Origin of the sequence: Azohydromonas sp. (assembly GCF_035325925.1) — a bacterium.
In the GTDB taxonomy this organism is placed as follows: domain Bacteria; phylum Pseudomonadota; class Gammaproteobacteria; order Burkholderiales; family Burkholderiaceae_C; genus Calidifontimicrobium.
In genome coordinates this window covers 23419-36739 of sequence record NZ_DAOKZA010000039.1, presented here as the reverse complement: position 1 = coordinate 36739, position 13321 = coordinate 23419, and the positions used below count along the sequence as shown (strand labels likewise).

General features: G+C 73.0%; 9 protein-coding genes and 1 pseudogene. 2 read left to right on the top strand and 8 right to left on the bottom strand.

Translation table 11 applies throughout. The features are described from left to right. Nucleotides 1–321 (top strand): annotated as a pseudogene (locus PKC53_RS13955) (multidrug ABC transporter ATP-binding protein); the annotation flags it as partial. Between the two features lie 19 nt (nt 322–340). Here PKC53_RS13955 and PKC53_RS13950 read toward each other — a convergent pair. The 4 genes from PKC53_RS13950 to PKC53_RS13935 all read right to left on the bottom strand — a co-directional run bounded on the left by PKC53_RS13950 (nt 341) and on the right by PKC53_RS13935 (nt 4791). Continuing rightward, a complete protein-coding gene (locus tag PKC53_RS13950) occupies nt 341–862 on the bottom strand; it encodes an inorganic diphosphatase (protein ID WP_324429605.1) in 522 nt (173 codons plus the stop codon). Between the two features lie 239 nt (nt 863–1101). After that, a complete protein-coding gene (locus PKC53_RS13945; RefSeq protein WP_324429603.1) occupies nt 1102–1764 on the bottom strand; it encodes a hypothetical protein in 663 nt (220 codons plus the stop codon). Beyond that, nucleotides 1761–4022 (bottom strand): glycosyltransferase, encoded by a 2262-nt coding sequence (locus PKC53_RS13940; RefSeq protein ID WP_324429601.1) that lies wholly within the window; start codon nt 4020–4022, stop codon nt 1761–1763. Before PKC53_RS13940 ends, PKC53_RS13945 begins: the two co-directional genes overlap by 4 nt. Nucleotides 4023–4158: 136 nt before the next feature. Next, the gene (locus PKC53_RS13935; protein WP_324429599.1) at nt 4159–4791 is read right to left on the bottom strand and encodes a hypothetical protein; all 633 of its coding nucleotides are present in this window, start codon (nt 4789–4791) and stop codon (nt 4159–4161) included. A 144-nt stretch (nt 4792–4935) separates the two neighbouring features. Between PKC53_RS13935 and PKC53_RS13930 the strand changes: the two genes are divergently transcribed. After that, nucleotides 4936–7296, top strand: coding sequence for a YgiQ family radical SAM protein (locus tag PKC53_RS13930; RefSeq protein WP_324429597.1), 2361 nt, complete (start codon nt 4936–4938; stop codon nt 7294–7296). Between the two features lie 29 nt (nt 7297–7325). Here the strand turns inward: PKC53_RS13930 and PKC53_RS13925 are convergent, their stop codons facing one another. The 4 genes from PKC53_RS13925 to ileS all read right to left on the bottom strand — a co-directional run bounded on the left by PKC53_RS13925 (nt 7326) and on the right by ileS (nt 13321). Continuing rightward, the gene (locus tag PKC53_RS13925) at nt 7326–8648 is read right to left on the bottom strand and encodes an NAD(P)/FAD-dependent oxidoreductase (RefSeq protein WP_324429595.1); all 1323 of its coding nucleotides are present in this window, start codon (nt 8646–8648) and stop codon (nt 7326–7328) included. Nucleotides 8649–8727: 79 nt separating this feature from the next. After that, nucleotides 8728–9921 carry an FAD-dependent oxidoreductase gene (locus PKC53_RS13920; RefSeq protein ID WP_324429593.1) on the bottom strand — a complete coding sequence of 398 codons (1194 nt, stop codon included), beginning with the start codon at nt 9919–9921 and terminating at the stop codon, nt 8728–8730. Then, complete coding sequence (lspA, locus tag PKC53_RS13915) at nt 9918–10445, bottom strand: signal peptidase II (RefSeq protein ID WP_324429607.1); 528 nt, start codon at nt 10443–10445, stop codon at nt 9918–9920. The genes PKC53_RS13920 and lspA overlap by 4 nt, the downstream gene beginning before the upstream one ends. Beyond that, the gene (gene ileS / locus PKC53_RS13910; RefSeq protein ID WP_324429591.1) at nt 10442–13321 is read right to left on the bottom strand and encodes an isoleucine--tRNA ligase; all 2880 of its coding nucleotides are present in this window, start codon (nt 13319–13321) and stop codon (nt 10442–10444) included. Before ileS ends, lspA begins: the two co-directional genes overlap by 4 nt.

Here is a 13321-nt window from a genome sequence, read left to right as displayed (position 1 = left end):
CGCGTGATGCTCAAGGACGCGCCGATCCTGCTGCTCGACGAGGCCACCAGCGCGCTCGACAGCGAGGTCGAGCAGGCGATCCAGGCCAGCCTGTACACGTTGATGGAGGGCAAGACGGTGGTCGCGATCGCGCACCGGCTGTCGACGATCGCCGCGATGGACCGGCTGATCGTGATGGACAAGGGTCGCATCGTCGAGGAGGGCACGCACAAGAGCCTGCTCGAACGCGGCGGCATCTACGCGCGGCTGTGGGCGCACCAGAGCGGCGGCTTTCTCGGCGAGGAGGCGGACGACGACGAGCCGGCGCTGGCGTTGTCCTGAACCGCTGCCACGACCGGCGTCAGAACGGCACCGGGGGCCCGCGCCAGTGGGCGGGCACGGGCCGTGCGCGCGCCAGCGCGGCGTCGGCGCCGATCAGCCCTTCGCAGGCGTTGCGGCCCCGGCGGCCGCGCAAACGGTTCAGCAGCCCCTTGCAGCGCGCGTAGAAACGCAGGAACGTCAGCACGCGGGCGATCTCGGCGGCGCTCGGCGGCTGGAGGCTGCAGACCAGCTTGTCGTCGACGAGGCCGCGGTCGGTCAGGGTCGCCGCGGCCCATGCCCGCACGCGAATGCGCTGGCCCAGACGCAGCCGTGGGCCCAGCACCAGCGCGTCGAGCAGGTCGCCCTCGAGGCCCAGGTGCGTCGGCACGGCGCCGTAGTTGTACGGGCACGGCAGCGGCGAGACGAAGTCGACGTGCCCGCCCCAGCCGCGCTTGAGGAAGCTGCCGCGCGGCACCTCGACGACGACCTCGACCTCGATGGCCACGGCGGGCGCGGGCGGGGTTTCGCGGCGTCGCGGGGGCGCATCGATCGGGGCGTCCATGGGCCGAGCCTACCTGCCGATCGTCGGCACCCCGTTTACGCACGCCGCGTTGCAACACCGACGAGCACGGCGACGGCGAACCCGTGCACGCTTTCGCGCACCGCCCGCGCAGACGCGAGGCGCCGACCCGGCGCGTCGAACCACTGCTCCGCCAGGTCTTCGCGCTGGGCGGCAGCGGGCGGGCAATCTGCGCAGCCCGCCCGGCCGCGAACCTCGCGCGGTCGCAGGCGACGCCGGGGTCAGAAGCCGTTGTAGCCGATGCCGACCACCACGCGCCGGCCCTCGCCGTCGCGCACCGCACCCAGCCGCAGCGACCAGCCGGGTGCGCCGACGGCGAAGCGCAGCGTCGCCGTGCTCGCGTGGTAGCTGCGCTCGCCGAAGCGCGACAGCTCGATCGCCAGCGGTGCGCCGCGCGGCTCGAACTGCGCGGTCGCGAACCAGGTGTCGCGAAAGGTCGAGACCTGCGCCAGCGCGTAGTAGCCCCCGCCGGCCAGCGTGCCGACGGCCTCGGCCTGCGCGCGCAGCGACACGCCGGCGTCGCTGTCGCGCCGCGTGTTCGAACGGCTGCGCCAGCCGTCGGCACCGACGCCGGCGCCGAGCATCAGGGTGTGCGTGCCCTGCAGCGGTGCCGCGCGCTTCAGCCACGCGACGCTGCCGGCCTGGCCGTCGCCCCAGCGGCTGACCGCGGCCGTCAGCAGCGGCGCCGGCGCGGCGGCGCGCGGCTCGCCGAGCGCGCGCACCAGCACCAGCGTCGAAGAGCCGGACGACAGGTCGAACTGCGCGAAGTCGGGGCCGCGCGCCGACGCCGTGCCAGGCAGCGCGGCGGCGAGGCCCGCCGCCAGCGCGACGGCCGGCAGGCCGATCGATGCCGGGCGCAGGCCCGGCTGGCGTCGAGCGTTCATAGCGTCGTCGGATCGACTTCGAAGGTCGACGGGCTGTTGCGGTCCCGACGCACCCGGACGAGCAGTTCGCGCGTCTCCTGCGCCGCTGCATCGGCGGGGGGTGCGGCGACCGGCGATGCGGCGGGGGCGACGCGGTAGGCGTGCAGCATTGCGCCGGGCGCATCGATCTCGACGCGCTGAAGCTGCACCGTCTCGCGCGGTGCGTCGGTGCGGCGGAAGGTGTCTAGCAGCAGCGACTGGTGCTCGGGCAGCGGCCGGTAGCTGATCAGCAGGCGTTCGACGCCGCCGGCGGCGGTCGCCACCAGCGCCGTCTCGGCCGGGGCCGTCGCCTCGATGCGCAGTTGCGCGCTGTTCCACTGGCGGCCTGCCAGCGGGTGCGGACGCGGTCCCGCGACGAGGCGCGGCAGCAGCCGGCTCAGCGGCGTGTGCACCTGGTCGCTGTAGCCGTTGACGTGCCACTGCAGGTCCGAGCCGTACAGGAAGCGCTCGAGGCGACGGCGCGCCTGGTCGGTGGTCGAGAAGCTGACACCCACCGCCTTGGCCACCTGCGGCGATCCGGGCAGCGCGACCACGCTGCGCACCTCGCCCCACAGCGCCAGCGCGCCGTCGGGCAGCCCCAGCTGGCCGGTGACCGGCGCGCCCACCGCGAGGTGCGGCGGCAGCGCGCCGTAGAAGCGCAGGCCGGTCTCGGACAGGTCGTCGACCGTGCCGGCGACGCGCGCGCCGTCGGCCAGCATCAGCTCGGCGGCCACCGGCACCGGGAAGCGGTAGCGCGTCCGCGTGTGGCGCTGGTTGACCGCGGTGAACGACAGCACCGCCAGCGCCAGCGCGCCGTTGATGCCGGCCCACAGCGTGTTCGCGACCAGCCCGTCGAGCGGCAGCGGCGCGGCCAGCAGGTACATCGCGATGCCCACCGGGATCGCACCCAGGTTCAGCCCCAGCACCAGCCAGTGCGGCAGCGTGAACCGCAGCGTGCGCTGCCTCTCGCCCCCCTTGGCCGTGACGTGGAACTTCAGCCGCGGGAACAGCCAGGCCAGCGTGGCCCAGGCGAACGCCGCGAAGCGCGCCATGTTGTATTGCTCGATGAACAGGGTGCGCCCGTAGCCGCGGCCGACCTCCTCGAAGACCCAGAAGGTCAGCAGGTAGTACGGCACGAAGTGCAGCAGGAAGTCGGCGGTGCCGGTGATCAGCGGCATCGTGCCGGTGGTCAGCACGATCACCGGCGCGGCGTAGAACACCAGCTTCTGCCAGCCGTCGAAGTAGGTCAGCACCGACGCCAGGTAGTTCAGCCGCTGCGCCAGCGTCAGGCCCCGGTGCGTCAGGATGCCCTCGCGGCGCCACACGTGCATCGCCCCCTGGCCCCAGCGCACGCGCTGGCCGATGAACGGCTCGATCGACTCGGGCGCCACCCCGAAGGCCAGCGCCTCGGCGTGGTACACCGACCGCCAGCCCTTGGCGTGCAGGCGCAGCGAGGTGTGCAGGTCCTCGGTGACGGTGCCGGTGGCGAACCCGCCGATCTCGCGCAGCGCACTGCGGCGCACGACCGCGCAGCTGCCGCAGAAGAACGCGGCGTTCCAGGCGTCCTTGCCGCGCTGGATCACGCGGAAGAACAGCGATTGCTCGGTCCACAGCGTGCGGCCGCCGCCGCGGCGGTGCTGGTACGAGTCGAGGTTGTAGAAGTCCTGCGGGGTCTGCACGAAGCCCACGCGCTCGTCGTCGAAGTAGCCCAGCGTGCGGGCAAGGAAGTCGCGGCGCGGCGCATGGTCGGCGTCGAACACCGCCACCAGTTCGCCGTCGCTGTGCGCCAGCGCGTGATTCAGGTTGCCGGCCTTGGCGTGGGTGTTGTCGGCGCGAGCCAGGTAGCGGCAGCCGAGCTCGCGCGCCAGCGCCGCCATCTCGGGGCGGCGGCCGTCGTCGAGCAGCCAGGTGGTGTGGCGCCCGTCCATCGCGATGGCGGCCAGCAGCGTCTTGCGCACCAGCTCGACCGACTCGTTGTACGTCGGCACGAACACGTCGACGCTGCGCTCGATGCGCGCCGGCGCCGCACGGCGCACGCTCAGGCGCCAGCACATGAAGACGTGCAGCAGCGCGGTGACGAAGCCGAACACCTCGGCGGCGTAGATCACGCGCGAGAACACCGGCGCCGCGGGGTTGAAGGTGCCCAGCCGCCAGTGCAGGTACCACAGGCTGGCGAGCACGAACACGCCGACCAGCAGGCGGCGCGGGCCCTCGAGCGAATCGGTCGGGACGGGGTTCATCGACGGCGACGGCGGGTCAGCTGCCGTGCATATCGGCGCCGCGGCGCCCCGGTTCAGGGTGCCGGGGGCGTGGTCGCGGTCGCGGGCCGACGCGGCCGCGCGCCGCGTGACATCGTGCCGCCGTGCCGGCGGCGTGTCAGAGCCGGTCGCGCAGTTCGCCGCGAGGCAGCGCCGGGCCCGGCAGTGCGCCGGCGGCCAGCGCCTGGGCCTTCGCCTCGTCGGTGTACGACAGTGTCGTGTCGCCGACGCGCGGGTGCTCGTAGATCAGCTTCATGCCTTCGGAGAACGTCCACGCATACGCGCCGCGCGGGCTGGTGCGCCCGTCGAAGCCCTGCGCCGGCAGCGGCCTCGCCGACACCGTCATCGGCACGCCGTACTTGGCCAGCAGCGCACGGCGCAGCGCCTCGTTGTCCTGGCCGTAGTTCTTGACCGTAAAGCGCGCGGTGACCAGCTTGCCTTCGTGCGCGATCACCGTCAGGCGTTCGAGTGCCGGCACGCCTGCGCCGCGGGCGTCGAACTGCGCCGGCGCACCGTCGGGCGTGGGCAGCGCGACGGCACCGGCGGCGCGTGCGGCGGCGATGAAGGTCGCCGCGTCGGCGTCCTTGAGCACCACCCCGTATAGCGACAGCGCCTCGGTGCTCGTGTCGCGAAGCGCCTGCGCGGCGGCCAGCGAGGCGGCCAGCGCGGCGAACGCGAGCAGCGCGGCGGCGCCGGCGCGCTGCGCCACCGGCCTGAGCGCCGCCGAGCCGATCCAAGGGAACGGGGCCATGGTGCGAATGTATCCCGCTCGCGCTCGGATCGCTGCCGTCGGGCCGGGTTCCGGCGCGCCGCGCATGCCCTTGCGCGCCGGGCGTGTTCACTGCCGAGGCGCGTCGCACGGCGGTCCGAGCGCCGACAATCGTCCCCTGCCACCATGAGCACCGCCACCCCGACCCCCGAGCGCGCCGCCCGGCCGCTGACCGGCTACCGGCCGTACTGGGCCAAGCGCCTGGGCACCGCGCCGTTCCTGCCGGCCAGCCGCGCCGAGATGGACGCGCTCGGCTGGGACGCGTGCGACGTGATCGTCGTCACCGGCGACGCCTACGTCGACCACCCGAGCTTCGGCATGGCGGTGATCGGCCGCGTGCTCGAGGCGCAGGGCTTTCGCGTCGGCATCGTCGCGCAACCCGACTGGACAAGCGCCGAGGCGTTCAGGGCGCTCGGCCGCCCGACCCTGTTCTTCGGCGTCACCGCCGGGAACATGGACTCGATGATCAACCGCTACACCGCCGATCGCAAGATCCGCAGCGACGACGCCTACACGCCGGGCGGCGAGGGCGGCCGGCGCCCCGACCGCGCCTGCATCGTCTACGCGCAGCGCTGCCGCGAGGCCTTCGCCGACGTGCCGATCGTGATCGGCGGCATCGAGGCGAGCCTGCGCCGCATCGCACACTACGACTACTGGCAGGACAAGGTGCGCCGCTCGATCCTGGTCGACGCGAAGGCCGACCTGCTGCTGTACGGCAACGCCGAACGCGCCATCGTCGAGATCGCGCACCGGCTGGCGCGGCGCGAGCCGGTGGCGCGCATCACCGACGTGCGCGGCACCGCGTTCGTGCGCCGCCCCGACGACGCGGCGCTCGTCGGCTGGTTCGAGGTCGACTCGACCGAGGTCGACACGCCGGGCCGCGTCGACGCGCTGGTCAGCCCGTACGCGACGAGCGAACAGGCCGCGGCCGAACGCGGTGGAGCCTGCGCCACGCCCGGCGAGCCAGCGGGCGTGCAGGGCGGCACGCCGATCGCGATCGTGCGCCGGCCGCTGCACCAGGCCGGCGCACGCGCCGTGACCACGCCGCGCGAGCGCACCGTGATCCGCCTGCCGGCGTACGAGCAGGTCCGGGCCGACGCGGTGCTCTACGCGCACGCCAGCCGCGTGCTGCACCTCGAGACCAACCCCGGCAACGCGCGCGCGCTGGTGCAGCGCCACGGCGACGGGCCCGGCGCGCGCGACGTGTGGATCAACCCGCCGCCGATCCCGCTGACCACCGCCGAGATCGACCACGTGTTCGACCTGCCGTACGCCCGCTCGCCGCACCCGCGCTATGCCGACGAGCGCGGCCGCCACGACGGGCCGACGAAGATCCCGGCGTGGGAGATGATCCGCTTCAGCGTGAACATCATGCGCGGCTGCTTCGGCGGCTGCACCTTCTGCTCGATCACCGAGCACGAGGGTCGCATCATCCAGAGCCGCAGCGAGGACAGCATCGTGCGCGAGATCGAGGCGATCCGCGACAGGGTCCCCGGCTTCACCGGCGTGATCAGCGACCTCGGCGGGCCCACCGCGAACATGTATCGCCTGGCGTGCCGCAGCCGCGAGATCGAGGCGGCATGCCGCAAGCCGAGCTGCGTCTACCCGGGCATCTGCCCCAACCTGAACACCGACCAGATGCCGCTGGTGCGGCTGTACCGCCGCGCGCGCGCGGTGCGCGGCGTGAAGAAGGTGCTCATCGGCTCCGGGTTGCGCTACGACGTGGCGGTGCAGACGCCCGAGTACGTGAAGGAACTGGTCACGCACCACGTCGGCGGGTACCTGAAGATCGCGCCCGAGCACACCGAGGCGGGACCGCTGGCGAAGATGATGAAGCCCGGCATCGGCAGCTACGACCGCTTCAAGGCCATGTTCGACCGCTTCTCGAAGGAGGCGGGCAAGGAACAGTTCCTGATCCCCTACTTCATCGCCGCGCACCCGGGCACGAGCGACGAGGACATGATGAACCTCGCGCTGTGGCTGAAGAGAAACGGCTTCCGCGCCGACCAGGTGCAGACCTTCTACCCCAGCCCGATGGCCACCGCCACCGCGATGTACCACACCGGGCTGAACCCCTTGCGCGGCGTGCACCGCGACGCGCGCGCCGAGCCGGTCGACGTCGTGCGCGGCGAGCGCCGTCGGCGGCTGCACAAGGCGTTCCTCCGGTATCACGACCCGGCGAACTGGCCGCTGCTGCGCGAGGCGCTGCAGCGCATGGGGCGTGCCGACCTGATCGGCAGCGCAAAGCATCAGCTGATCCCGGCCCACCAGCCGGCGACCGCGGGCGGCTACGCGAGCCCGCGCCGCAAGAACTCCACGCCCGCAGCGAGCGCCCCGAAGCCAGGCGCCGCACCGCGCCGCGGCACGCTGCTGACCCAGCACACCGGCCTGCCGCCGCGCGAAGCCGGCGACAGACCGGCGCGCCCGACGCCGGCGACGGCGGGCAGCGCGCCGGGCAAGCCACCGCGCACGCGCAGACCGCGCTGACCCGCGTCGACGCGCGCGGCACCGGCGCGTCAGTGCAGCTTGATGCGTGGGCGGTGCGTGCGGTCGATCCACTCCGACAGCGTGATCAGCAGCGTCTTCGTGAACCCGCCCAACGTGAACTGGTGCTGCTTGTGCAGGCTCCAGTACATCAGCTTGGCGATCTGCCCTTCGACGAACAGGCTGCCCCGCGTCAGGCTGCCCATCAGGCTGCCGACCGACGAGTAGTCCGACAACGACACCAGCGAGCCCTGGTCGCGGTAGCGGTACGGCGCGACGTCGCCGCCGGCCATCAGCGTCGGCAGCGCCCGGGCCAGCCAGCTCGCCTGCTGTGCGGCCGCCTGCGCGCGGGGCGGCACGACGCTGCCGTCGGGTTGCGGGCAGGCGGCGCAGTCGCCGAAGGCGAAGATCGCCGCGTCGCGCGTGGTCTGCAGCCTGTCGCTGACGGCGAGCTGGTTCAGCCGATTGGTCTCCAGCGGCTCGACGCCGTCGCCGCCGCCGAGTCCGCGCAGGAACTCGGGCGCCTTGACCCCGGCGGCCCACACGGTGATCGTCGACTCGACGACGCGTCCGCTGGCCATGCGCACCTGGTCGGCCGTCACCTCGACGACCTTCTGTCCGGTCAGCACCTCGACCGACAGCTTGCGCAGCTCGCGCTCGGCGGCCTGTCCCAGGCGCTCGGGCAACTGCGCCAGCACGCGCGGCGCGGCCTCGACGAGCACGATGCGCATGTCGCGCTGCGGCTGCAGGCGATCGAAGCCGTAGTGCGCGAGCACGCGCGCGGCCGCGTGCAGCTCCGCGGCGAGCTCGACGCCGGTGGCCCCGCCGCCGACGATCGTCACCGTCAGCCGCGGCTGGCCGTCGCTGCGCGGCGGCAGGCTCTGCGCGCGCAGGCAGGCGTTGATCAGGCGGTCGTTGAATCGGCGTGCCGCCTGCGGCGTGTCGAGCTTGATCGTGTGTTCGGCCGCTCCCGGCGTGCCGAAGTCGTTGGTCAGGCTGCCCACCGCGACGACGAGTGCGTCGTAGTGCAGCACCTGCGGCGGCGTGATCTCGGCACCGGCGTCGTCGTGGCTGGCGGCCAGGTGCGCGTGCCGTCGCACCCGGTCGATCGCCTGCAGCGCGCCGAGCTGGAAGCGGAAGTGGTGCGCATGCGCCTGCGCAAGGTACTCGATCTCCTCGGCGTGGGTGTCGAAGCTGCCTGCGGCGAGCTGGTGCAGCAGCGGCTTCCACACGTGCGTGCGCGCGCTGTCGACCAGCGTCACCTCGGCGCCGCCTCGGCGTGCAAGCCGGCGCCCGAGCTGCGTCGCCAGCGACAGGCCGCCGGCGCCGCCGCCGACGATGACGATGTGCGGCATGGTCCTCCCCCGGCCACGCGCGGGCCGCGCGCGGCGCAGTCTATGCCGCCGCCGGCCTGGTGCCGAGGCGCGCGGCGGATCAGATCACGTTGCGTTCGACCACGCGGTCGCCGTGCAGCAGGCGCTGCGGCGACAGCGGCGCCAGGACCGGCGCGTCGCAGGCGCCGCCGGCGATCGCGGCGGCCAGCGCGCAGCCCACCGCCGGCGCCTGCTGCATCCCGTGGCCCGAGAAGCCGCAGGCGGCGTAGGTGTTGGCCCAGCCGGGCAGGGCGCCGGCCAGCCCGTTGTGGTCGAAGTCGTTCATCTCGTAGTAACCGGCCCAGGCCGAGCGCAGCCGCAACGCCTCGAACGCCGGCACGCGCCGCGCCAGCGCAGGCCAGAGCACGTCGTCGAACAGCCCGTGGTCGATCGCGTCGAGCGGCGGCTCGTCGGGGTCGCCGTGCCGGGGCGGGGCGCCGCATAGGAATCCGCGCCCCTCGGGGCGGAACCACAGGCCCGACGGGTCGACGACCAGCGGGCAATCGGGCAGCGCTGCCGGCGCGTCGAAGACGAACACGTCGCGCTTGCGCGGATGCACCGGCAGGTCGACGCCCAGGCGTGCGGCCAGCGGCGCCGACCACGCGCCGGCCGCGATCACGACGGCGTCGGCGCCCTGGTGCGCGCCGTCGCGGCACCGCACCGCCGTGACGCGACCGCCGGCGGTGTCGAAGTCGGTGGCTTCGGCGCAGACGAAGCGCGCGCCACAGGCGATGGCCTTGCGGCGGAAGGCCTGCATCAGCGCCGGACCGTCGAACCAGCCTTCGCCCGAGCCGGCGTCGCTCAGCCCCAGCGCACCGAGCGCCAGGTCGTCGACGCGCAGCCACGGGAATCGTGCGCGCAACGCCGGCGCGTCGAGCAGGACCGTCGCCGCGCCGCTGCTGCGCTGCACCGCGTGGTGGTCGCGCAGCAGCGGCGCGCCGGCGTCGGTGGCCAGGACCAGGTAGCCGGGTTCGACGAGGCCGATCGCCGGGCGGTCATCGCCGACCGCCAGTTCGTCGCCGACGCGGCGCAGGAACGCCAGGCTCCAGCGCGACAGCGCGATGTTCACCGGCTGCGAGAACTGCTGGCGGATCGAACTGGCCGACAGCGCGCTCGACGCGCGTGCGTAGGTCGGGTCGCGCTCGAGCACGGTGACGGCGGCGCCGTGGTCGCGCGCGAGGAAACACGCCGTGGCCGCGCCCATCACGCCGCCACCGACGACCACGACGCGCAGCGCCGCCACCGCGCCGCTCACCTGGCCCTGCGCACGCGCAGGATCTCGTCGAGGATCAGGCTCGCCGCGCCGACGGTGATCGCCGCGTCGGCGACGTTGAAGCTCGGGAAGTAGCCGCCGCGGAAGATCGGCTCGAGCACGCCGAAACGGAACTGCAGGAAGTCGACGACGTAGCCGTGCAGCAGCCGGTCGACGACGTTGCCCACCGCGCCGCCCAGGATCAGCGTGACGGCGAAGCAGAACAGCGTCTGTGTCGGGTGCTTCTTCAGCATCCACACGATGAACACCGACGCGGCGGCGCCGATGCCGACGAAGAACCACCGCTGCCAGCCCGACGCGCCGGCGAGGAAGCTGAACGCCGCGCCGGTGTTGTGCACGCGCACGAGGTTGAAGAACGACGTCACCGGGCGCACCTCGCCGTACTGGAACCAGCCGAGGATCAGCGTCTTCGTGAACTGGTCGAGCACGACGATGGCCACCGCCAGGGCCAGCCAGAACGCGAGGCCGGCGCCGCCGGCCGACGCACGGGCGGCGGCCACGGTCAGGCCACCGCGCGCGACTCGCCCGCGCCGAACAGGTTGCCGGTGCAGCGGCCGCAGATCGTCGGGTGCGCGGCGTCGTGGCCGACGTCGTCGCGCCAGTGCCAGCAACGCTCGCACTTGACGGCCTTCGACGGCGTCACCGTCACCGTCAGCGCATCGCCGTGCGCCAGCGTGGCCTTCGACGCGATGAGGACGAACTTCAGGTCGTCGCCCAGCGAAGCCAGCAGCGCGTGCGTCTCGGGCGGCGCCGCGACCGTCACCTCGGCCTGCAGCGACGAGCCGACCGCGCCGGTCGTGCGCACGTCCTCGATCGCCTTGTTGACGGCGTCGCGCACCTCGCGCACCGTCTGCCACTTGGCCAGCAGCGCGGCGTCGGTGGTGGCGCCGACGCCGGCGAAGTTCCAGTAGGTCTGCTTGAAGATCGAGCCCTGGCCCGGCGCGAACACGGCCCAGGCCTCCTCGGCGGTGAAGCTGAGGAACGGCGCCATCCAGCGCAGCATCGCGTGCGTCAACTGCCACAGCGCGGTCTGCGCGCTGCGCCGCGCCAGGCTCTTCGGCGCCGTCGTGTACAGGCGGTCCTTCAGCACGTCGAGGTAGAAGGCGCCCAGGTCCTCGCTGCAGAACACCTGCAGCTTGGCCACCACCGGGTGGAACTCGTAGACCTCGTAGTGCTTCAGCACCTCGGACTGGAACGCTTCGGCGCGCGTCAGCGCCCAGCGGTCGACCTCGAGCATCCGATCGAACGGGACCGCGTCGGCCGCGGGGTCGAAGTCGCTCGTGTTGGCGAGCAGGAAGCGCAGCGTGTTGCGGATGCGCCGGTACCCATCCACGACGCGCGCGAGGATCTTGTCGTCGCCGGCGATGTCGCCCGAGTAGTCGCTGGCGGCGACCCACAGGCGGATGATCTCGGCGCCCAGCGTCGAGCTCACCTTCTGCGGCTCGATGCCGTTGCCCAGGCTCTTGCTCATCTTGCGGCCCTGCGCGTCGACGGTGAAGCCGTGCGTGAGCAGGCCGCGGTACGGCGCGCGGCCGTAGATCGCGCAGGCCAGCAGCAGCGAGCTGTGGAACCAGCCGCGGTGCTGGTCGTGGCCCTCGAGGTACAGGTCGGCCTCGGGGCCCTCGTCGTGGTGGCCCAGGCTGTCGCCGGTGTTCGCGTGCGTGCCGCGCAGCACGTGCCAGAAGGTCGACCCGCTGTCGAACCAGACCTCGAGGATGTCGCTGCTCTTCGTGTAGTGCCGCGCGTCGTCGGGCCCGAGGATGTCCTCGGCGGTGGCGCGGCTCCAGGCCTCGATGCCGCCGCGCTCGACGATGTCGGCGGCCTGGTCGAGGATGTCCATCGTGCGCGGGTGCAGCTCGCCGGTGTCCTTGTGCAGGAAGAAAGGCAGCGGCACGCCCCAGCTGCGCTGGCGGCTGATGCACCAGTCGGGGCGGTTGGCGATCATGTCGCGCAGCCGCGCGCGGCCGTTCTCGGGGTAGAAGCCGGTGTGCTCGATGGCCTCGAGCGCCATCCGGCGCAGCGTCTTCGGCGCCTTGTCCTTGGAGAACACGCCTTCGCCCTCGTCCATGCGCACGAACCACTGCGCGGCGGCGCGGTAGATCACCGCGCTCTTGTGGCGCCAGCAGTGCGGGTAGCTGTGCGTGATCGTCTCGGTGGCGAGCAGCCGGCCGGCCGACTTCAGCGCGTCGAGGATGACCGGCGTGGCCTTCCAGATGTTCTGCGCGCCGAACAGCGGGAAGTCGGCGGCGTAGCTGCCGTGCCCCTGCACCGGGTTCAGGATGTCGTCGGGCTGCAGCCCGTGCGCGCGGCAGGAGTTGAAGTCCTCGACGCCGTAGGCCGGCGCCGAGTGCACGATGCCGGTGCCGTCGTCGGCGGTCGCGTAGTCGGCCAGGTACACCGGAGACAGCCGGTCGTAGCCGGGGTGCACCTCGGCCAGCGGGTGCACGAAGTTCAACCCGCCGAGCATCTCGCCCGGCGTCGTCGCGACGACACGGCCGTCGAGCCCGTAGCGCGCCAGGCAGCGCTCGACCAGCGTCGCGGCGAGCACCAGCAGCCCCCTGGGCGTGTCGACCAGCGCGTACTCGAGCGCCGGGTTCAGGTTCAGCGCCTGGTTGGCCGGCAGCGTCCAGGCGGTGGTGGTCCAGATCACCGCGAACGCCGGCCGGTGCAGCGCCGGCACGCCGAACGCGGCGGCCAGCCGGTCGGGCTCGGCGCAGGCGAACGCGACGTCCAGCGTCTGGCTCTTCTTGTCGGCGTACTCGATCTCGAACTCGGCCAGCGACGAGCCGCAGTCGAAGCACCAGTACACGGGCTTCAGGCCGCGGTAGACGAAGCCGCGCTCGATCACGCGCTTGAAGGCGCGGATCTCGCCGGCCTCGTTGGCCGGGTCCATCGTGCGGTACGGGCGTTGCCAGTCGCCGAGCACGCCCAGGCGCTGGAAGTCGGCCATCTGCAGCGCGATCTGCTCGGCGGCGTAGGCGCGGCTGCGGGCCTGCATCTCGTCGCGCGACAGCCCGCGGCCGTGCGCCTTCTCGATCGCGTTCTCGATCGGCAGGCCGTGGCAGTCCCAGCCCGGCACGTACTGCGCGTCGAAGCCGGCGAGCTGGCGCGCCTTGACGATCATGTCCTTGAGCACCTTGTTGACGGCGTGCCCCATGTGGATCTGGCCGTTGGCGTACGGCGGGCCGTCGTGCAGGATGAACTTCGGCGCGTGGCGGCGCGCGTCGCGCAGCTGACGGTACACGCCTTCGTCGTTCCACTGTCGCACCCACGCCGGCTCGCGCTTGGCGAGGTCGCCGCGCATCGGGAAGGGCGTGTCGGGCAGGTTCAGCGTCGCGCGGTAGTCGACGGCGCTCGGGGCGGGGTGGGCGGGATCGCTCAT